16 protein-coding genes and 1 pseudogene are annotated in these 19,290 nt (G+C 73.5%); 7 read left to right on the forward strand and 10 right to left on the reverse strand.

The window, feature by feature from the left end; translation table 11 throughout:
• A partial coding sequence (locus ACFU97_RS28560; RefSeq protein ID WP_384262049.1) for an SbcC/MukB-like Walker B domain-containing protein occupies window positions 1-625 on the forward strand: 625 nt, incomplete at its 5' end.
• A gap of 19 nt (window positions 626-644) precedes the next feature.
• On the opposite strand, the gene ACFU97_RS28565 is transcribed toward ACFU97_RS28560, so the two are convergent.
• Entirely contained in the window at window positions 645-1,091 is a 447-nt protein-coding gene (locus tag ACFU97_RS28565) for an Lrp/AsnC family transcriptional regulator (RefSeq protein ID WP_384262051.1), read from the reverse strand.
• Window positions 1,092-1,185: 94 nt separating this feature from the next.
• Here ACFU97_RS28565 and ACFU97_RS28570 point away from each other — a divergent pair, with 94 nt between their 5' ends.
• From ACFU97_RS28570 to ACFU97_RS28580, 3 genes are all read left to right on the forward strand, one after another.
• Entirely contained in the window at window positions 1,186-1,662 is a 477-nt protein-coding gene (locus ACFU97_RS28570) for a rhodanese-like domain-containing protein (RefSeq protein ID WP_384262054.1), read from the forward strand.
• Between the two features lie 47 nt (window positions 1,663-1,709).
• Window positions 1,710-2,222 carry an immunity 21 family protein gene (locus tag ACFU97_RS28575; RefSeq protein ID WP_384262057.1) on the forward strand — a complete coding sequence of 171 codons (513 nt, stop codon included), beginning with the start codon at window positions 1,710-1,712 and terminating at the stop codon, window positions 2,220-2,222.
• A gap of 93 nt (window positions 2,223-2,315) precedes the next feature.
• Window positions 2,316-3,161, forward strand: coding sequence for an SDR family oxidoreductase (locus tag ACFU97_RS28580; protein WP_384262060.1), 846 nt, complete (start codon window positions 2,316-2,318; stop codon window positions 3,159-3,161).
• A gap of 63 nt (window positions 3,162-3,224) precedes the next feature.
• Here the strand turns inward: ACFU97_RS28580 and ACFU97_RS28585 are convergent, their stop codons facing one another.
• Window positions 3,225-4,916, reverse strand: a complete 1,692-nt coding sequence (locus ACFU97_RS28585; RefSeq protein WP_384262063.1) for a DUF885 domain-containing protein — start codon at window positions 4,914-4,916, stop codon at window positions 3,225-3,227.
• A gap of 33 nt (window positions 4,917-4,949) precedes the next feature.
• On the reverse strand, window positions 4,950-5,441 hold the full coding sequence (locus ACFU97_RS28590) for an Lrp/AsnC family transcriptional regulator (RefSeq protein WP_384262065.1): 492 nt from the start codon (window positions 5,439-5,441) through the stop codon (window positions 4,950-4,952).
• A 59-nt stretch (window positions 5,442-5,500) separates the two neighbouring features.
• Here ACFU97_RS28590 and ACFU97_RS28595 point away from each other — a divergent pair, with 59 nt between their 5' ends.
• Window positions 5,501-6,712 carry a trans-sulfuration enzyme family protein gene (locus ACFU97_RS28595; RefSeq protein ID WP_384262068.1) on the forward strand — a complete coding sequence of 404 codons (1,212 nt, stop codon included), beginning with the start codon at window positions 5,501-5,503 and terminating at the stop codon, window positions 6,710-6,712.
• Between the two features lie 9 nt (window positions 6,713-6,721).
• Here the strand turns inward: ACFU97_RS28595 and ACFU97_RS28600 are convergent, their stop codons facing one another.
• From ACFU97_RS28600 to ACFU97_RS28620, 5 genes are all read right to left on the reverse strand, one after another.
• Entirely contained in the window at window positions 6,722-7,996 is a 1,275-nt protein-coding gene (locus ACFU97_RS28600) for a GNAT family N-acetyltransferase (RefSeq protein WP_384262071.1), read from the reverse strand.
• A 153-nt stretch (window positions 7,997-8,149) separates the two neighbouring features.
• Window positions 8,150-10,810: a DUF6493 family protein gene (locus ACFU97_RS28605; protein WP_384262074.1), complete on the reverse strand. Its 2,661-nt coding sequence runs from the start codon at window positions 10,808-10,810 to the stop codon at window positions 8,150-8,152.
• Entirely contained in the window at window positions 10,807-12,210 is a 1,404-nt protein-coding gene (locus ACFU97_RS28610) for an SWIM zinc finger family protein (RefSeq protein ID WP_384262077.1), read from the reverse strand. The genes ACFU97_RS28605 and ACFU97_RS28610 overlap by 4 nt, the downstream gene beginning before the upstream one ends.
• A gap of 138 nt (window positions 12,211-12,348) precedes the next feature.
• Window positions 12,349-13,932, reverse strand: coding sequence for an alkaline phosphatase D family protein (locus tag ACFU97_RS28615; protein ID WP_384262080.1), 1,584 nt, complete (start codon window positions 13,930-13,932; stop codon window positions 12,349-12,351).
• Between the two features lie 183 nt (window positions 13,933-14,115).
• Window positions 14,116-15,591: a PLP-dependent aminotransferase family protein gene (locus ACFU97_RS28620; protein WP_384262083.1), complete on the reverse strand. Its 1,476-nt coding sequence runs from the start codon at window positions 15,589-15,591 to the stop codon at window positions 14,116-14,118.
• A 47-nt stretch (window positions 15,592-15,638) separates the two neighbouring features.
• Between ACFU97_RS28620 and ACFU97_RS28625 the strand changes: the two are divergent.
• Window positions 15,639-16,427 (forward strand): annotated as a pseudogene (locus ACFU97_RS28625) (EamA family transporter); the annotation flags it as partial.
• Window positions 16,428-16,520: 93 nt separating this feature from the next.
• Here the strand turns inward: ACFU97_RS28625 and ACFU97_RS28630 are convergent.
• Together ACFU97_RS28630 and ACFU97_RS28635 are read right to left on the reverse strand one after the other, a co-directional pair.
• Entirely contained in the window at window positions 16,521-17,369 is an 849-nt protein-coding gene (locus tag ACFU97_RS28630; RefSeq protein WP_384262086.1) for an alpha/beta fold hydrolase, read from the reverse strand.
• 86 nt (window positions 17,370-17,455) lie between these two features.
• Complete coding sequence (locus ACFU97_RS28635; RefSeq protein WP_384262383.1) at window positions 17,456-18,109, reverse strand: NADPH-dependent F420 reductase; 654 nt, start codon at window positions 18,107-18,109, stop codon at window positions 17,456-17,458.
• 110 nt (window positions 18,110-18,219) lie between these two features.
• Between ACFU97_RS28635 and ACFU97_RS28640 the strand changes: the two genes are divergently transcribed.
• Complete coding sequence (locus tag ACFU97_RS28640; protein WP_384262089.1) at window positions 18,220-19,104, forward strand: RNA polymerase sigma-70 factor; 885 nt, start codon at window positions 18,220-18,222, stop codon at window positions 19,102-19,104.
• Window positions 19,105-19,290: the final 186 nt, after the last annotated feature.

Genomic DNA, 19,290 nt, shown 5'->3' on the forward strand with positions numbered 1-19,290 from the left:
GTGCGGCGAGCTCGACCGGCTCTCCGCGCGGGCGGCCGCGGGCGTACGCCGCCTGGCGCCGCTGCGCGAGGAGTACGACCGGGTGGCCCGCCTGGCCGCGCTCGCCGCGGGCACCTCGGCGGAGAACGAGCGCAAGATGCGCCTGGAGTCGTACGTGCTGGCGGCCCGTCTGGAGCAGGTGGCGGCCGCGGCGACCGTGCGGCTGCAGCGGATGTCGTCGGGCCGGTACACCCTCGTCCACTCCGACGACCGGGCCGGACGCGGCCGCAGCGGCCTCGGGCTGCATGTCGTCGACGCGTGGACCGGACGGGAGCGGGACACGGCGACGCTGTCGGGCGGCGAGACGTTCTTCGCCTCGCTCGCGCTCGCCCTCGGCCTCGCAGACGTCGTCACCGACGAGGCCGGCGGGGTCCGCCTGGACACGCTCTTCATCGACGAGGGCTTCGGCAGCCTCGACGACCAGACCCTCGACGAGGTCCTCGACGTGCTCGACTCCCTGCGCGAACGGGACCGCAGCGTCGGGATCGTCAGCCACGTGGCGGACCTCAGACGCCGTATCCACGCGCAGCTGGAGGTCGTGAAGGGCAGATCCGGGTCCGTGCTGCGGCAGCGGGGAGCCCGGTAGGACCGGCTGGTGCCGCCTGTCAGTGGCCGAGCGGCCGCCGGGGCAGCGGGGACGAGTAGACGACGCTCGTGGTCACAGAGCCCAGCGCGCCGATCCGGCCGGCCACCTCTTCCAGATGGCGCATCGTGCGCGCGGCGACCTTGATGACGAAGCAGTCGTCGCCCGTCACATGGTGCGCCTCGAGGATCTCCGGGGTCACGGCGACCAGGTCGTGGAAGGGCTTGTAGTTTCCGTTCGGATACCTGAGCCGTACGAACGCCAGGATCGGCAGCCCCAGCCGGTCCGGGTCGACGACGGCGGCGTAGCCCTGGATGACGCCCGCCTCCTCCAGGCGGCGCACCCGTTCGGTCACCGCGCTCGGCGACATGGAGACGGCGCGCGCCAGCTCGGCGAAGCTGGCGCGCCCCTCGCGCTGGAGGACGTCGAGGATGCGCCAGTCGGTGGCGTCCGGGGAAAACGTGGTCATCCGTGATGGATAGCAGGGGAATCCCCGGCCGATCAAGGGCAGGCCCGGGGATCGCCGCTTCAGACGGCCTCACGACCGGCATAGATTTCTGCACATGATCGCTGACACCGTGAATCCCGTCCTGCGCACGGCCCCCGCCGCCCCGGCCGAGGCCGCCGCCTACTTCCGCGCGAGCCTCGTCTTCCACGCCGACGTGTCCGACGTCGCCGCCGCGCTCGCGGCCGGCGGCGACCCCGGGTTCGTCGTCCTGGACTCCCGCTCGACCGAGGCCTGGGACCAGGGGCACGTGCCCGGCGCGGTCCACCTGCCGACCGCGCTCATCCCCGAGCAGGCCGGGCAGCTCCTCGACCCGGCGGTGCCGGTGGTCACGTACTGCTGGGGCCCCGGCTGCAACGGCGCGACCCGGGCCGCCCTCGCCCTCGCCGAACTCGGCTACCAGGTCAAGGAGATGCTCGGCGGCTTCGAGTACTGGGCGCGCGAGGGCTTCGAGTTCGAGACCTGGGAGGGCCGCGAGCGGCGCACCCCGGACCCGTTGACGGCACCCGCGGCCGGGGACGACTGCGGCTGCTGAGAGGAAAGCGGAGTTGAGAGTTCCTGGTGCGTGTACCGTTCCGCACCATGGTGCGATACGCGGAGGCCGGAGCGGTGGAGTGGGTCGAGTCGGGCGGTGGGCCGCTCATCGCGGTGCCGGAGACGGTGCTGCCGTTCTGGGCGGGCGCCGACGGCGAGGAGAACGCGTCCGACTACGACCGGGCCTGTGAGGTCGACGGCTTCGTCGGACTGCTCCCGGTCGGCGACTCGGCGGCCCTGGTCCTGGGCGACGAACCCGCCGCCACCGCCTACCTGCCGGAGCACGGCACCTTCGTCCGGTGGTGGGCCGCGAACTCCGAGGACGAACTCCTGTCCGGCGTACCGGCCGCCCTCGCCGCCGCGGACTGGGGGCAGGAGGTGCACTGGGTGGTGCCGGGACCGGTCGTGCTGTTCGACTCGGCCTTTCCCGGCGGCGAGACGCAGCGCACCGAGACCCTCCGGGTAGAACTGGCACCGGGCAGGTACGCGGTACGCGCGGCCAACGTCCAGCCGGGTCCGGAGACTTGGCTGGGCCTCGTACAACTGCGGTCGCTGCCCTAGGACTTGGCGCGCGCCGGCAGCCCGGGGTGGCCCACTGGGGCCGCGCGGATATTCGGGTGCGAAACCGGCCGGTGATCTCCATCATGGTCGTCCATGTCGCTCCCGCCGCACCCCGGACCCGAAGAACTGCGCCGTGATCCGCTGCCCCTGCGCGGCCGTACCGCTCTGGTGACCGGGGCGAGCAGACGCGCCGGCATCGGACATGCCGTGGCCCGGCGGCTCGCCGCGTACGGGGCGAGCGTCTATCTGCACCATCATGTGCCGCACGACACCGCCATGCCCTGGGGCGGCGACCGTATCGAGGACGTGACCGCCTCCGTCCGTGCGGCGCTCGGCGATCCTTCGGCCCAAGTCGTCGCGGGACCGGGCGACTTGAGCGACCCGGCCGCACCCGCTGAGCTGGTCGCCACGGCCGCCGCGGCGCTCGGCGGCCGGCTCGACATCCTCGTCGCCAACCACGCCCTCAGCGGCAGCGACGGCACCCTCGACACCATCGACGCCGCGATGCTCGACGCGCACTGGGCCGTCGACACGCGCTCGGTGCTGCTCCTCGTCCAGGCCTACGCCCGCCACCGCGCCGCCCTGCCCGCGCGAACCCCCGGCGGACGCGTCGTGACGATGACCTCCGGTCAGGACATCGCGGGCGGCATGCCGGACGAGATCGCCTACGCCCTCCAGAAGGGCGCCCTCGCGTCGATCACGCGCTCCCTGTCGACCACCCTCGCCGAACGGGCGATCACGGTGAACACCGTCAACCCGGGCCCGGTGGACACGGGTTACGCGACCGGGGAGACGTACGAGATGGTCGCCGCCCACTTCCCCGCGGGCCGCTGGGGCAGGCCCGACGACCCGGCCCGCCTCATCGCGTGGCTCGCCACGGACGAGGCGGACTGGATCACGGGTCAGGTGATCGACTCGGAGGGCGGCTTCCGCCGCTGAGCCGGACCGGAACCGGTCCGGAAACGGTCCTGAACCGGTTCTGACGTCCGGATCGTGCCCGGCTCAGAGCTGGGCGAGCTCGTCCACCAGGTCGTCCAGGCCGAGCGAGCCCTGGGAGAGCGCCGCCATGTGCCAGGCCTTGAGGTCGAAGGCGTCGCCGTGCCGCTCGCGCGCCTTCTCCCGGCCCAGCAGCCAGGCCCGCTCGCCGAGCTTGTAGCCGATCGCCTGGCCGGGGATCGTGAGGTAGCGGGTCAGCTCGCTCTCCACGAAGTCCGCCGGGCGGCTGCTGTGCGAGCCGAAGAACTCCTGGGCGAGCTCGGGCGTCCAGCGCTCGCCGGGGTGGAAGGGCGAGTCCGCCGGGATCTCCAGCTCCAGGTGCATGCCGATGTCGACGATGACCCGGGCGGCCCGCATCATCTGCGCGTCGAGGTAGCCGAGCCGCTGCTCCGCGTCCGTGAGGTAGCCCAGCTCGTCCATCAGCCGCTCCGCGTACAGCGCCCAGCCCTCGGCGTTGGCGCTGACCCCGCCGATGGTGGCCTGGTAGCGGGAGAGGTTCCCGGCGACGTGGGCCCACTGCGCGAGCTGGAGGTGATGCCCCGGAACGCCCTCGTGGTACCAGGTCGAGACGAGGTCGTAGACCGGGAAACGGGTCTGCCCCATCGTCGGCAGCCATGTGCGGCCGGGGCGGGAGAAGTCCTCCGAGGGGGCCGTGTAGTACGGCGCCGCCGCGCTGCCGGGCGGGGCGATGCACGACTCCACCTTCCGCACCCGCTCGGCGAGTTCGAAGTGCGTGCCGTCCAGCTCGTCGATCGCCTGGTCCATCAGGCCCTGCAGCCAGTCGCGGACCTCGTCGACGCCCTCGATGTGCTTGCCGTGCTCGTCGAGGTGGGCCAGCGCCACCCACGGGGTCTCGGCGCCGGGCAGGATCTTCTCGGCCTCCTGCTTCATCTCGCCGAGCAGCCGGTGGTACTCGGACCAGCCGTACGCGTACGCCTCGTCCAGGTCGAGATCCGTGCCGTTGAAGTAGCGCGCCCAGCGCGCGTACCGCTCGCGGCCCACCGTGTTCGGCGCGCCCTCGACGGCCGGCGCGTACACGTCGCGCATCCAGTCGCGCAGCTCCACCACGGCGGCGGTCGCCGTACGGGCCGCCTCGTCCAGCTCCGCGCGCAGCGACTCGGGACCGGCCGAGGCGAAGTCCTCGAACCAGCCGCGGTCCCTGCCGTCCCCGTCCGACCACTCGGTGAGCTGCTCGACGAAGGTGGCCGTCGGACGCGGAGCCGCGAGGAGCTTGCGCTCCAGACCGAGCGTGAGGGACTCGCGGTAGCCCGCCAGCGCCGCGGGCACGGCACGCAGCCGCTCGGCGATCGCCGCCCAGTCCTCGTCGGTCTGGTTCGGGGTCACGGTGAAGACGTCGCGCACCGAGTGGGCGGGGGTCGCCATGTTGCCGACCGCGCGCAGGCCCTCCTCGGCCTCGTGCACGGCCAGTTCGGCGGTCAGCCGCTCGCGCAGCAGCCGGCCGCACCGGCGCTCGATGTCACTGTCGGCGCCGGGCTGCCGCTCGGCCTCGTCGAGCCGCGCCAGCGTCCGCCGCGCCAGCTCCGCCTGCGCCTCCTGGCCCGCGGGCGACAGATCGGGCAGTCTGCTCGAACTCTCCTTCACGCCGAGGTACGTGCCGGTCACCGGGTCGAGGGCGATGAGCTCGTCGACGTAGGCGTCGGCGACCTCTCGGGGCAGCGGGTTCGTGGTCTGTGACATGCGGCCCATCCTCGTACGAGGGGCCGCCGCACGTCACGTGGATTGTGCCGAGGGCGAAGGCGGCAGCAGCGGTCCGCAGTCCCACTGCTGGAAGATCAACCGGGTCTCCACGCGCGCCACTTCGCGCCGCGAGGTGAACTCGTCCAGGACCAGCCGCTGCAGATCCGCCATGTCGGCGACCGCCACGTGCACGAGGTAGTCGTCGGGGCCGGTGAGATGGAAGACCGTACGGGACTCCGGCAGCGCCTTGATGCGGTCCACGAACGGCCCGACCAGCTCCCGCCGGTGCGGCCTGACCTGCACCGAGAGCAGCGCCTCCAGGCCCCGCCCGAGCTTGGCCGGATCGAGCCGGAGCTGATGCCCGAGGATCACGCCCGCGCGGCGCAGCCGCGTCACGCGGTCCAGGCAGGTCGACGCCGCCACGCCGACCTGGGCGGCGAGGTCACGGTAGGTGGTCCGGGCGTCGTTCTGCAGCAGCCGCAGCAGATGGAGGTCCACCGGATCCAGTACGACAGATTCGGCCATCGGCCGAACGTAGCACGGGGTCCGCGCCGGGTGACCCGGTGGTTGTTCATCCTCCGTCCATGGACTCCACGAGAGCACTGCACGGCGCGCCGAGAGCACTGGCCACCGAAGCCGTCCATGCCGGCCGCGACGATCTCGCCCGGCAGGGACTGCACGCCGCGCCGATCGACCTGTCGACCACGTATCCCTCGTACGACAGCCGGGGCGAGGCCGCCCGGATCGACGCTTTCGCCACCACCGGTGCCGAGCCCGAGGGGCCGCCCGTCTACGGGCGCCTCGGCAATCCGACGGTCGCCCGCTTCGAGACCGCGCTCGCCCGGCTGGAGGGCACCGAGTCCGCGGTGGCGTTCGCCAGCGGCATGGCCGCGCTCACCGCCGTCCTGCTGGTGCGGGCCTCGGCCGGCCTGCGCCACGTCGTCGCCGTACGGCCGCTGTACGGCTGCAGCGACCACCTGCTCACCGCGGGCCTGCTCGGCTCCGAGGTGACCTGGACCGACCCCGCCGGGATCACCGACGCGCTGCGCCCCGACACCGGCCTGGTGATGGTCGAGTCCCCGGCCAACCCGACCCTGGCCGAAGTCGACCTGCGGGCCGTCGCCCACGCCTGCGGCACCGTCCCGCTGCTCGCCGACAACACCTTCGCCACACCGGTGCTGCAGCGCCCGGCCGAACAGGGTGCACGGCTGGTGCTGCACAGCGCCACCAAGTACCTCGGCGGGCACGGGGACGTGATGGCCGGCGTGGTGGCCTGCGACGAGGAGCTCGCCGGGCAGCTGCGGCAGGTCCGCTTCGCCACCGGTGGCGTCCTGCACCCGCTCGCCGGCTACCTGCTGCTGCGCGGACTCGCGACCCTTCCGGTGCGCGTGCGCGCGGCCTCCGCGAACGCCGCCGAACTCGCCCGCCGCCTCGCCGCCGACCCCCGTGTCTCCCGCGTCCACTACCCGCGCATCGGCGGCGCGATGATCGCCTTCGAGGTGACGGGCGACCCGCACGAGGTCATCGCCGCCGTCCGCCTGATCACCCCGGCGGTGAGCCTGGGCAGCGTCGACACCCTCATCCAGCACCCCGCCTCCATCAGCCACCGCATCGTGGACGCCGACGACCGCCGAGGCGCGGGCGTCAGCGACCACCTGCTGCGCCTGTCGGTGGGGCTGGAGGACGTGGAAGACCTCTGGACGGACCTGGACGAGGCGTTGGGGGCGGCCCCGAGCCCCGTCAGGGGCGCGGGGAACTGCGCGCTCAGCCACGACGCACCCGCGGTCGCCATCTGAGCGAAACCCCTAGGGCGCTTCGACCCGCCCAAATTCACCGGCACCGGACAGCTCTCCGGGCCACGCGCCCTCGTCCAGCCGGGCCGTGATGACCAGGGTGCCCTCCTCGATCTGATAGTCGAGGGGGAGCCCCAGGCCCCGCATCGCCCCGACCATGCCGGTGTTGGACGCCTGCGTCACGGCGTACACGCTGGCGCAGCGCGCCTCGACCGCCAGCGACACGAGCCGCCGCAGCAGTTCACCGCCGATGCCGCGCCGCTGCCACTTGTCCTCGACCAGCAGCGCGACCTCCGTCTCGTCCCCGTCCCACAGCAGGTGTCCCAGGCCGACGATGCGGCCCGACGCCGTCTGCACCGCCAGCGTGCGGCCGAAGCGCGGGCTGAGCAGGTGGCTGAGGTAGCGGTCCGCGTCGCCGACCGGCCCGTGGTAGCGCAGGCCGAGCGTCCGCGACGAGCAGCGGTCGTGCATCGCCCTCGCGGCCTCCAGGTCGCGCTCGTCGGCCCGGCGCACGGTGATCTCGTTGCCCTCGGGCAGCGTCAGCACGTCCTGGCCGAGCGGCAGGCGCGGGCCGAGCCGGGCGTCCAGCTCCACCAGCGCCCGCGCCCGGGCGAACTCGGTGGGCGTGAACGCCAGATACGGCCGCTCCACGGTGATCACTCCGCCGTCCGGCGCCCGCAGCCGCATGACGGTGTCCTCCAGCGCCCCCTCGTCGGGCACGCCCTGCGGCGCCCTGCCACCGCCGACCGGCGCCGCCGGCAACTGACGGATGGTGCACCGGCCCAGCAACTGCCGGAGCGCGAGCGGCAGTTCGGCCGAGTCCAGGGCGGTACGCGCGGCGAGGCCCAGGACCCGGGTGGGCGCATCGACCAGGTCGTGGGCGTCGGCCCGCTCGAGCCATGTGTCGGTGCCGCCGGCCAGCGACACCACCTCGGTGAGCTCGGACGCCATGAGCTCACCGGGAGCCCGCAGCAGGAACTCGTCCACGGTGCCCTCGGCCAGCGGATGCGTCTGCAGGCTCAGGATGTCGACCCGCCGGCCGGCCAGCGCGGTGCACAGCGCGGCCAGCGATCCCGGCTCGTCCTTCACCGTCGTCCGCATCCGCCACAGCGAACTCTCCACGGACGGCCCGGCCTGCTGCTCCAGCGGCAGTGACCGGGCGCCGGTATCGCTCGACGGCGGTGCGTGTTCGTGGCGGCGTGTCCACCACGTCTGGAACCCCTCCTTGGCGGCCCGGACCGCCGTCCGTACCGAACCACCCTGCTGCGTACGCGTCACGTCAGACATGTATCGACTCATGGAACCACTGTGAAGGAAGGGTGTTGCGTGATCACGAACGCTTTGTGACCGATGGGTAAAGCATGTCTATGTGCCTTTTGTGGAATTTTTGACTGTTGCGGCGTGCGACCGGGCACACCGGCACTGCGCCCGCACCCGGCATCAGGCGGCCAGCTCCGGCGCCAGCGCGCTGCGCAGCCGGCGTGCCTGCGACACCAGCCGGGACGAGCCGCGGCGCTGCGCCGTCTGTGCCAGGTGTGGTAGTTCGCCGCGGGCTCCGGAACGCTCGGCGCACTCCGCGGCCACCGCCAGCAGCTCACCGAGGCCGCGCGCCGACGCTCCCGTGCCGCCCACCGCGAGCTCGGCCAGCAGCACGGGCAGGGTGTGCCGCAGCATCCCCCAGATCGTGGCGTTCGCGCCCGTGGCCGCCGCGGTGCGGGCCGATTCCGCCAGGCGGAGCGGCTTCACCGCCCCGCGGCGTATCAACTGCCCCAGATCCGCGCCCAGTCGGGCCCCGTCGAGCTGCCCGTCCGCCGCCAGCGTCAGCAGCGCGTCCACTGCGGCGAGCCGGTCCTCCGGCTGCCGGGCGCCGAGCCCGTACGCCAGGCACAGGTGGACGGCCTCGCCCGCCTCGCCGCCCGCCTCGGCGAGCAGGGGCAGGAAGGAGGCGGCGCCCCGCATGTCGTCCACGGCCGCGGTGGACGCGTCGCGCAGCAGGCGTATCGCCACCAGCTCGCGCCGCTCGGGCAGCAGCGCCAGCCAGTGGCCGCGCATGCCCGGGTCCCAGTGGTAGCAGTACCAGCGCTCCCTGAACACGGTCACCGGCCTGCCCAGCGGACGGAACTCCGCAGGGAAGTCCTCCTGGAGCTGCAGGAGTTCACCGCACTCGAGCAGGATGCGGGCGCCCGAGGACCGCCGCCGGTCCGTGGGCAGATCGGGGCCCTCGTACGTCAGCCAGGCGGCGAGCCGCGCACCCTCCGCCGTGCCGAGCGCCGCCGCGCGCTCGGCGGCCACCGTGGCCGCACCGCGGTCGGCCCGGCGTACCCGCAGCAGTGCCTGTGCGAAGTCCGCCGCCGAAACCCGCGCGCCCAGGCGCCGGTACTCGTCCAGGCGGGCCACCAGTTCGTCCGGCTCCAACAGGCCCGTGCTCCAGGTGGGCGTCGACAGCAGGAACGGCAGCGGGTCGGTCCGCAGCCGGTACGCCACCTCCCACAGGCGGGCCTCGAAGGCCCGGGAGAGCGGGCTGTGGATGCAGGCTTGGGCCGCGGTCCCGTGCTGGACCGGCGCCAGAAGCGTCGCCGTGCGCACGCGTCCCCGGAGCGTGGCGAGGAGGAGGTCGAGCCCGTCCGCGGCCGTGAGGACGCGGTTGGCCCGGCCGAAGTGGTCGTCCGGGTGCATGACGTACCCGGTGTCCGTGCTGTTCCACCAGCGGCGGGCGACCACCGGCGCGAGCGCCTCGAGGAGACCGTCACCGTTCCGGTGGGCGTGCCGCACGAGACCGTCCAGCGCCCGCTCGAACGTGGCCACGTCCCCCTCCGTGGCCATCAGCGCATTGACCTCCTCGGCGACCTCGGCCGCCGACTCCGGCGTGGGCGCCAGCCGCACTGGTTGCGGGACCGGAGGCAGCACCTCCTCGTACACGAAGGGCTCGGGTACCACCCGCTCGGCGCCGAGCGTCGAGACCGCCCGCACGCGCAGAGCCGACGGCAACTGGTCCGCCGCGGCGGCCAGTTCGGCCCGTACCTGTGCCGATCCGACCTTCTTGAGATGGCGCTCCACCAGCTTGAGCGCCCGCTCCTGCACATCGGAGTCCTCGTGTCCGAAGGCCTGCGCGAGAGCGGGTAGTAGCGTCTCGGCCCCGGAGGCGTCCCGGGTGAGGGCCTTGCCGAGCAGGACGAGCTGGGCGCGCACCAGCTTCCGCTCGGGGCGGAACAGCACCGCGTCGGACATCTCCGCCAGCTGCCGAGGCGTCAGCTCGCCCGCCAGGGCGAGGGCACCGAGCACCGACTGCGCGTGCGAGGCGACCGGGGAGGCCGCGTCGGAGGCGAGCGCGAGCCAGTCCGCGGTCCGCTCACGCTGCTCGGCCGGTGTGAGGGACAGTTCCTTCAACAGGCGCAGGAACGCGCGCTGGTCGGCGGCGGAACCGCCCCGCAGAAGCCGGGCCACACAGGCGTTCACCATCGCCCCGCGGTCCAGGGTGCCCTCGCCGGCCAGCTGTGTCAGCGCGCCGTACCAGCTGTTCGGGCCCTCCCCGGCCAGCCAGCCGAAGAAGCTCCCGATGTCCTCGGTCTCGAAGAGCGCCGCCACGAGCCGCGGCAGGTACGGGTCCTGCCGCAGCCGGTTCAGCACGGACTCCTCCCGCTGCCAGGTCCCGGCGATGTGGCCCAGCCAGCCCCGTACGTACGCGTCCGTCGTCGGCACCGGGCAGCCCGACAGCCGCACCAGCCCGGCCATCAGCTCGTACGGCACGCCCGCGCTCTCGGGACGCTGCGCCAGCCGGTGGGTCAGGTCGGCGAGCCAGCTCGGGTCGCGGTCGCCCAGGATGCGCAGCAGCAGCGCCGGCGACGTCCGGGACCAGCGCATGTCGGCGGCCGCGATCCAGGTCGCGACGGCCGCCGCACCCGTCTGGCAGGCCACCCCGGCCACATACAGCGGCGGATAGGCGCGACGGGATTCGGCGTCCCACGGGGCCGCTCGCAGCTCCTTGCGGACCGCCTTCAACTCACCGAAGAGCGATCGCCGTTCGGCGTCCGTCATCTCGTCGAGCAGGCTCACCACCTCGGCCGTCCGGCCCGCCCGCACCGCATCCGTCAGCACGCTCATCGCACACCCCCGTCGACCCGGGTCCCGCCCTGCTCCACCGCGTCTGCGCCGCGCCGCACCATCCGCACCGCCAGCGCGTGCTTGCACGGTCCGCGCCCGCCCCGGTACTTCGCCCACCACAGACAGCTGCAGCTGAGCACCCCCGCCTCGTCCCGCACCCGGTGCACATGACCGTCCTGCGCGGTCACCGTCCCGAGGGCGCCGTCCACGGCGATGGCGCCCGCCTCCACCAGCGCCCGGGCCGCACGCAGGCGCGGGTTGTGACGCTCCACGCGCTCGGCGTCGTACGGCAGTTCACGGTGGAAGTAGGCCGCCTCCGCCGTGTCGTAGCCGACCCGACCCGAGGTGCCCAGGCGGACCAGGGCCGCACGGACCCGCTCGGCCGGCAGGCCCGCGGAGGCGGCCAGGTCGGCGACGTCGATCCGGGGTTCCCAGGCGAGGAGCACCGAGATCAGCTCCGCGTCCTCGGCCGCCTCGTCGGTGGCGAGCGCGTCCAGGACGCCGCCCTCCCCGGAGAAGCCACGGGAGGCGTCCGGCGACAGCGTGAGCGTCAGCCGCATCCCGGGCAGCACGGCCTCCCACGCACTGGCGGCGGAGGCGGCTCCGGCGGCAGCGGGGCCGTAGACCCGCAGGGCGGTGGCGTGGCGCAGCACGCGCTGAAGGGCGATCAGCCGCTCCGGACCGGGCAGGCACACCGCGCCGGGCACGGGCCGGGTGGTCGGCCGCAGGGTGCGCCCGGCGGGCACCACCCACCGCGGACCCATCGAGGCGCGCACTCCGCCGCGCGGGAGTGCGCGCAGGAACCGGACGGCCTCCGCCGCGGGCAGTTCCGCGCGCAGGTCGAAGCCGGCCGCGATCACCTGGGCCTCCGCGAAGCCGCGCAGCCACCGGTCCGGCAGCGGCACCTTCTTCTCCACGACCGGGCCGTCCAGCGTGGTCACCGCCAGCTCGTCGGGACCGACGCGCAGATGGAGCGGATCCTCCGAGCCGATCCGCGAAAGCGCCTCGCGCAGCGGGTTGTTGACGTCGACGTTCGTCGTGCCGTGCCCCACCTCGCCGCCGTCCAGGCCCGGCCGCAGCACGTCCAGGCGGGCGTAGACCCCGCAGCAGCCGGAGAAGGACTCGAAGCGCAGCCGGTCGCCGTTGCCCGTCACCACCGGGTCGAGCGAGGCCGGCAACTGCCGCTGGTAGTAACGCGCGGCGGCCACGTCCGCGACCGCGAGCAGCCCGGCGGAGGCCACCTGAGGCGACGTCAGGAAGCCCGCGAAGAAGCGGGGATGGTCCTCGACGCCCATCGGCGTCGCACCCTGGGAGGTCTCCAGTCCCAGGCGTCGTTCACCCGCCGAGGACTCCAGCGCGGAGGGTCGGCGATAGGCCACGGCCTGCAAAGATCGCGTCATGGAAAAACCGTAGAGGCGACCACTGACAATCGGCTCCGACCTGCGAAGACGCCTGTCCGGCAGGCGAGTTCGGGGATACACCGAGGCCGCGCACCGGGGGATGACGCCGGTGCGCGGCCCACGCCAAGGGTACGGGAGTCACTGGCCCACGCGACCGGGCTGCAGCGTCCTGGTGAACAGCACCGTGCCGTCGTACTCGCGCAGCCGCACCGTCAGCTCGCCGCTGGAGCCGTCGATGTCGACCTCGCCGAAGAACTGGTAGCCCTCGGCCGGCGAGACGTTCGAGGCCGTCGGGGCCTTCACGAACACCCGGTCCGGGCCGAAGGTGGCGTCGAGGGCGCTCGCCGGGAAGGCACCGGCGTTGAGCGGACCCGACACGAACTCCCAGAACGGCTCGAAGTCCTTGAACGCCGCCCGCGACGGGTCGTAGTGCTGGGCCGAGGTGTGGTGCACGTCGGCCGTCAGCCACACCGTGCCGGTGATCCGGCGGTGCTTGATGTACCGCAGCAGCTCCGCGATCTGCAGCTCGCGGCCGAGCGGCGCGCCCGGGTCGCCCTGGGCGACGGCCTCGAAGTTGGCCTTGCCCTCGACCCCGTCGGGCACGACGAGCCCGAGCGGCATGTCGGCGGCGATGACCTTCCACACCGCGCGCGACCGCGACAGCTCGCGCTCGAGCCACGCCAGCTGCTCGGCGCCGAGGATGCCCTGCGGGTCGGTCGTCTGGTCGTCGGGCGAGTTGGCGTTGCGGTAGGTGCGCATGTCGAGCACGAAGACGTCGAGGAGCGGACCGTGGTGGTGGACGCGGTAGATCCGTCCGTCCGGGCGGCCGCTGACGGTGGAGACGGGGAAGTACTCGGAGAACGCGCGCCGGGAGCGCAGCGCCAGGTCGTCCAGCTTCGTGCCGGCCGGGTAGGGGGTGCCGGAACCGATGACCTCGCCCGGGTACCAGTTGTTGCGGACCTCGTGGTCGTCCCACTGGACGACGTTCGGCACCTGGGCGTTGAAGCGGCGCAGCGCCTGGTCCAGCAGGTTGTAGCGGAAGTTGCCGCGGAAGTCGTCGAGCGTGACCGCGACGTGCGCCTTCTCCTCGGTGGTGACGTTGCGGTACAGGCTGCCGTCGGGCAGCGCCTGCGTCGCCGCGATGGCGCCGTCGGCGTAGATGTTGTCGCCGCTGCACAGGAAGAAGTCCGGGTCCAGCTTCGCCATGGCGTCGAAGATCCGGTAGCCGCCGATCGACTCGTTGATGCCCCAGCCCTGGCCCGCCAGGTCGCCGGACCACACGAACCTGACGTCCTGGCGCCGCTTCTCGGGAGCCGTGCGGAAGGTGCCGGTCACGGGCTCACCGGTGCGGCGCGGGTCGTCCGGGTCGGCGAGCAGCACGCGGTAGTGGATCTGCTCGCCCGCGGGCAGCCCGTGCAGCCGGGTCGTGCCGGTGAAGTCGGAGTCCGGGCCGAGCAGCGGGCCGTGCCATCTGCGGGCGGTGCGGAAGGAGTCCGTCGCGGACGTCTCGACGACCATCCGGGCCGGACGGTCGGAGCGCACCCACACCAGCCCGGAGTCGCAGGTCACGTCTCCCGCCTGCACACCCCAGCCCGCCTTGGGGCGCCCCGAGAGGGCGAAGGCCGGGGCCGCGCCGAGGGCGGTGGGCAGGGTCAGGGCCGCCGACGCGGCGAGGGTGCCGCGCAGCACGCCGCGGCGGCCCGGGAACGGACTGTGTGTCATGGATGCGCCTCCAGGGACGGGATCCGGCCAGTGTGCGATGCCACAACTACTGGTGCGCCGCAGCGCGCACGGAAACCGCAAGTGAACAACTGACCGCAGGGGCAGGGGAACCGGCCGGTCGGTCGATTGCGCGGGGGAGGGGCCGCACCGGTCGTGGCCCCCGGTGTGCCGGTCGTCCCGCCCTCACGCCCCGGTCGTGGTCCCCGCCATCAGCCCTACGCCCTCCCGGATCCGCGCGGGCGCGAGATGGGCGTAACCGAGCACCAGGCGTACGGCGTCCGCCTCGTCGTGTCCGGCACGCGCGTGCGTGTAGTCCGTGAGAGGGCGTACGGCCACGCCCGCCGCGGTCACGCGCGCCAGGAAGTCCTCCTGCGGGCCGTATCGCCGCGGAAGGGCGGCGATGACGTGCAGTCCCGCCGCGATCCCCGAGACCTCCGCGCCCGGGAAGTGCTCCCGCAGAGCGGCCACGAGCGCGTCCCGCCGCTCGCGGTACGCGCGCTGGCAGCGGCGCAGCTGGCGGTCGTAGTCGCCCCGCTCGACGAAGCGGGCGAACAGCGCCTGGTCGAGGGTGGGATGGCCGAGATCCATGGTGCGCTTGCGCTCGATCACCTCGTCGGCCAGCGACTCCGGTACGAGCAGCCAGCCGAGCCGCAGCCCCGGGGCGAGCGACTTGCTCACGGAGCCCGTGTACGCGACGTGCTCCGGGTCGAGGCCCTGCAGCGCGCCCACGGGGGCGCGGTCGTAGCGGAAGTCGCCGTCGTAGTCGTCCTCCAGGACGAGCCCGTCCACCGACCGTGCCCAGGCGAGCAGTTGGGTGCGCCGGCGCGCGGAGTAGGCGATCCCGGTGGGGAACTGGTGGGACGGCGTCGTCACCACGGCCCGGACGTCCGAGTCCCGCAGCGGTCCGGCGAGGATCCCCTCCTCGTCCAGGGGCAGCGGCACGGTCGTGACGCCGGCCGAGGCGTACAGGGCGTCGTGCTGCGGGCTGCCGGGGTCCTCCACGCCGACGGTGCGTACCCCGCGCGCGTGGAGCACGAATCCGAGCAGGGTCGTGGCCTGTGCCACCCCGGAGACGACGACGATGCGCTCCGGATCGGCCACGACGCCCCGGCGGCGCGCCAGCAGTTCGGCCAGAGCGGTGCGCAGCTGCGGCAGTCCGCGCGGATCGGGGTAGCCGAGGTCCTGGTGCGGCAGTTCCGCCAGGACCGCCCGCTGCGCCGCCGCCCAGGCGGAGCGCGGGAACAGCGACAGGTCCGGCGTGCCCGCCACGAAGTCGGCCCGCACACCGGGGGAGCGCGGGGCGAGGTCACGCGCGCGTGGCGGCGCAGCCCGCACGGCGCCGCCCACCCAGGTGCCGGCCCCGCGCCCGCTGCGCAGATAGCCCTCCGCCGTCAGCTGCTCGTACGCCTCGGTGATCAGCCCCCGCGACACCCCGAGGTCGGCGGCGAGATCCCGGCTCGACGGCAGCCGGGTGCCCGGTGCCAGCCTCCCCGTCCGCACCGCCTCACGCAGTGCCGCCTGGAGCGAGCGCCCACGCGTGCGTGCCGGAGCGGAGACGGCCGGCAGGAGCAGTTCCCACGCGGGGGAGCCGGTCCCGGCGGGCTGCGTGGCCGCGGCCGGACCGGGGGCCCCGTCGCGATTGGTCTCCGATGACGTCATGGAAATGGACCTTAAACCGGACCGCCGCGCTGCCTAGCGTCGCCGTCATGAACGCCACCACCACGCGCGGTGCCCTCCTGGCCGCGCTCGCCTGTGTCCTCGTCGGAGGGTCCTTCACCGCCAACAGCGTCCTGGGCCACTACCCGTACGCGGGCGGCCAGTTCCTGCGCTACGGCCTCGCCTGCCTGCTGCTCCTGCCCCTGGCCGGCAAGGGGGCGACGGCACGGCTGCGCGCGCTTGCGCCCCGCCGCTGGCTGCGCCTGGCCCTGCTCGCCGCCGTCGGCATGGTCGGCTTCAACCTGGCCGTGATCGCGGCGGAGCGCTCCGCGGAGCCGGCGGTGCCCGGGGTCTTCGTGGGATGCGCGCCCGTGGTCGTCGCCGTCCTGGTGCCGCTCCTGGACGGACGCCGGCCCCAACGCACGGTCCTCCACGGGGCGTTGCTGGTCGGCTGCGGTGCCTTCACGGTGCAGGGATGGGGGCGCACGGACGGCACGGGGATCGCGTTCTCCGCCTGCGCGCTGGCCGGGGAGGTCGGGTTCGCCGTCCTCGCCGTGCCGGTCCTGCGGCCCCTGGGACCCCGGCTGCTGTCCGCCACGGTGTGCGCCATCGCCGCCGCCGAGTCCGCGGCAGCAGGGCTGCTGGTGGACGGCACCACATGGGTGCGGCGCCCCGACGCCACCGAGACCGCCGCACTGCTGTGGCAGGCGGCGGTCGTCACCGTCGTCGGTTTCGTGTGCTGGTACATGGGCATGCAGCGGCTCGGCGCCGAGCGCGCGACGCTGTTCTCCGGCCTCATCCCGGTCGCCGCCGCCTGCACCGCCCCGCTCGTCGGAACAGGCTCCTACGGGCCCGCCCAGGCCCTCGGCAGCGCCCTGGTCGGCGCGGGCGTCGCCCTGGGATCCGGTGCGGTGGCCCGCAGGCGCAAGGCGTCAGCGGCTGCGCTCGGGCACGCGGCTGCCGTCGAGGATGACGCGGGCGACCAGCGCCGGGTCGTCGTTCATCGGGCAGTGCCCGCAGCCGGGCAGCCGCACCAGGCGCGCCCTGGGGATGATCTGCTTGGCGCGCACGCCCTGGCGGCGCACGAGCAGCATGTCCCTGCTGCCCCAGCCCACGGTGACCGGGACGCCGGGCAGGTCGTCGGTGAACTGGACGGCGCTGCCCGCCCGGAGGGTCGCGTCGAACCCGGTCGCCTGCGCCAGGGCGAGCGTCTCGGCGACCACGGCCTCGGGTGAACGGCGGCCCGGGCGGGCGTAGATGGTGCTCGTCAGCATGGTCCGCCCGGCCGCCGAACGCGACAGCCGCTGCACCAGGGGCAGCGGCAGGCGGCGCGAGATGCGCCGCATGGCGATCAGCACGCCGAAGGCGTAACGGCGTTCGGCCTCGGACCAGAATCCGGCCGGGGACAGCGCGGTCACGGACCGCACGAGTTTCTCGCGGCCGAGCTCGAGCGCGAGCAGACCGCCGAGGGAGTTGCCCGCCACATGCGGACGGTCGAGCTCCAGCGCCTCGCAGAACGCGCCGAACACGGCCGTCGTGGTGGCCAGGTCGTACGCGAGCCCGTCCGGCAGACCGGGGGAGACGCCGAAGCCGGGCAGGTCCACGGCGATGACGTCGCGCTCGGTCGCCAGGATGTCCACCACCGGGTCCCAGGCCTGCCGGTGGTGACCGATGCCGTGCAGCAGGAGCAGCGGCTCGCCGCTGCCCACGCGCGCGTAGGAGACGGTCACGGGCTGCGGGCCACCCGGGGAGGGGACCTTGAAGGAGACGGTGGCGGACATGGGGGTGCTCCTCGTCTGGGGCTCGCTGACGGACGCGCTGTAGACAGCTTGTCAGCAAATGCTACCGACGGGTAGCCCCCGGGACGTCAACGCCCCAGGCGGAACTCCATGTTGAAGTGCGGCGTCCCGAACCGGCGCATGAGGTCCAGCCACACCGGCAGGTACATCTCGACACCGCGCGAGGCCACGATGCCGCCCAGGTCGAGCACCCGGTGCGCGGGCCAGCCGAACTCGCCGAGCATGCCGGTGACCTGCTCCTTGGCGTCCGCGTCCTCCCCGCACACGAAGATCTGGTGCTCGCCGGGGACCAGGGAGGGCTGCACCATCACGTCGCAGTTGACGGTGTTGAGCGTCTTCACCACGCGCGCGTGCGGGAACGCGCGCTGCACCTGCTCGCCCACGCTGTCCGAGCCGACGGGGTCCAGCTGCACCTGCCCGTCCTCGAACGCGATGGGGTTGGAGACGTCGACGACGATCTTCCCGTCGAGGTTCGCCGCCCCGGCCGCCTCCAGCGCCGCGAGCGTCACCCGGCCGCCGACGGCCGTGATGACCACCTCCGCGGGCGAGGCCGCCTCCTCGAAGGTGCCGGCCCGCGCCCCCGCGCCGGTCGCGCGCGCCCACTCCAGGGCGGCCGGATTGTCCTTGGCGCGTGAACCGAGTGTCACCTCATGGCCGAGTTCCACCAGCTTGCCGCCGAGCGTCCGTCCCACCACGCCCGTTCCGAGCACCGCGTACCGCATGGTCGCCTCCGCACCTTCGCCGCCGACCACCGGCGGCCCGCGGGCCATTCTGCTCCGGAACACGCGGAATTCTCCTGGACATGGCCGCACGCGTCGCATGGGATGGAGGCGTGACCACCGACACCGAGACCGACGTCTTCGAAGAGCACCGCCCCGTCCTGATGGGAGTCGCCTACCGCATGCTCGGCAGGGTGGCCGACGCGGAGGACGTGGTCCAGGAGGCCTGGCTGCGCTGGTCCGGCGCGGACCGCGGCGACGTCCGCGAACCGCGCGCCTACCTGGTGCGCATCACCACGCGGCTGGCCATCGACCGGCTGCGCCAGGTCAAGGCCCGCAACGAGGCGTACGTCGGCCCGTGGCTGCCCGAGCCGTACCTGACCGACTTCGGGGACGACGTCCCGGACACCGCCGAGCGCGCCGTGCTCGCCGACTCCGTCTCACTCGCCGTCCTCGTCGTCCTGGAGTCGTTGTCACCGCTGGAGCGGGCGGTCTTCGTGCTCCGGGAGGCCTTCGGCTACCCGTACGCGGACATCGCCGCCATGCTCGACCGCGGCGAGGCGGCGGTGCGCCAGCTCGCCGGACGGGCCCGCAAGCACGTCGACGAGCGCAGGCCGCGCTACGAGGTCGACCCCGCCCGGCGCCGTGAGCTGACCGAACAGTTCCTCGCCGCCGCGGGCGGCGGCGACCTGGAGGGGCTCATGGCCCTGCTCGCGCCCGACGTGCGCCTCGTGGGCGACAGCGGCGGCAAGTCGCGCGCCCCGCTGCGCGTGCTGGAGACCTCCGACAAGGTGGGCCGCTTCCTTGTCGGCGCCGCCCAGAAGGGCGTGCCGGACCCGACGTTCGAGTTCGTGGAACTCAACGGCGGCATCGCGGTCGTCGTCCTGTCCGCGGGCAAGCCCGACAGCGTCTTCCAGGTGGACATCTACGACGGCCGCATCCAGGCGGTCTACATCATCCGCAACCCGGACAAGCTGCTCTCCCTGGCCGCCTCCTAGAGCGGAGCGGGCAGCTCCGTTACGAACGCCGTGTGAACGCTGCGCGGCGGGCGCCCCGTGCCGCGCCCACCGGGATCGAGGATTGGTCTTGACCAAGGGTTTGGGCCGCCCTATGGTCGCTGATAAGTGCAACAACCTTTAATAAACAAGGGCGCTAAAACGCCGCCGGATCACGGCGATTGCGGA

It is taken from the genome of Streptomyces sp. NPDC057616, assembly GCF_042800575.1.
In the GTDB taxonomy this organism is placed as follows: Bacteria; Actinomycetota; Actinomycetes; order Streptomycetales; family Streptomycetaceae; genus Streptomyces.

What these genes read in the sequence shown, in the direction of transcription:
- ACFU97_RS28565 (WP_384262051.1), bottom strand. Translation starts at nt 1,091, where the DNA reads ATGACCACGTTTTCCCCGGACGCCACCGACTGGCGCATCCTCGACGTC.
- ACFU97_RS28570 (WP_384262054.1), top strand. Translation starts at nt 1,186, where the DNA reads ATGATCGCTGACACCGTGAATCCCGTCCTGCGCACGGCCCCCGCCGCC.
- ACFU97_RS28575 (WP_384262057.1), top strand. Translation starts at nt 1,710, where the DNA reads ATGGTGCGATACGCGGAGGCCGGAGCGGTGGAGTGGGTCGAGTCGGGC.
- ACFU97_RS28580 (WP_384262060.1), top strand. Translation starts at nt 2,316, where the DNA reads ATGTCGCTCCCGCCGCACCCCGGACCCGAAGAACTGCGCCGTGATCCG.
- ACFU97_RS28585 (WP_384262063.1), bottom strand. Translation starts at nt 4,916, where the DNA reads ATGTCACAGACCACGAACCCGCTGCCCCGAGAGGTCGCCGACGCCTAC.
- ACFU97_RS28590 (WP_384262065.1), bottom strand. Translation starts at nt 5,441, where the DNA reads ATGGCCGAATCTGTCGTACTGGATCCGGTGGACCTCCATCTGCTGCGG.
- ACFU97_RS28595 (WP_384262068.1), top strand. Translation starts at nt 5,501, where the DNA reads ATGGACTCCACGAGAGCACTGCACGGCGCGCCGAGAGCACTGGCCACC.
- ACFU97_RS28600 (WP_384262071.1), bottom strand. Translation starts at nt 7,996, where the DNA reads ATGTCTGACGTGACGCGTACGCAGCAGGGTGGTTCGGTACGGACGGCG.
- ACFU97_RS28605 (WP_384262074.1), bottom strand. Translation starts at nt 10,810, where the DNA reads ATGAGCGTGCTGACGGATGCGGTGCGGGCGGGCCGGACGGCCGAGGTG.
- ACFU97_RS28610 (WP_384262077.1), bottom strand. Translation starts at nt 12,210, where the DNA reads ATGACGCGATCTTTGCAGGCCGTGGCCTATCGCCGACCCTCCGCGCTG.
- ACFU97_RS28615 (WP_384262080.1), bottom strand. Translation starts at nt 13,932, where the DNA reads ATGACACACAGTCCGTTCCCGGGCCGCCGCGGCGTGCTGCGCGGCACC.
- ACFU97_RS28620 (WP_384262083.1), bottom strand. Translation starts at nt 15,591, where the DNA reads ATGACGTCATCGGAGACCAATCGCGACGGGGCCCCCGGTCCGGCCGCG.
- ACFU97_RS28630 (WP_384262086.1), bottom strand. Translation starts at nt 17,369, where the DNA reads ATGTCCGCCACCGTCTCCTTCAAGGTCCCCTCCCCGGGTGGCCCGCAG.
- ACFU97_RS28635 (WP_384262383.1), bottom strand. Translation starts at nt 18,109, where the DNA reads ATGCGGTACGCGGTGCTCGGAACGGGCGTGGTGGGACGGACGCTCGGC.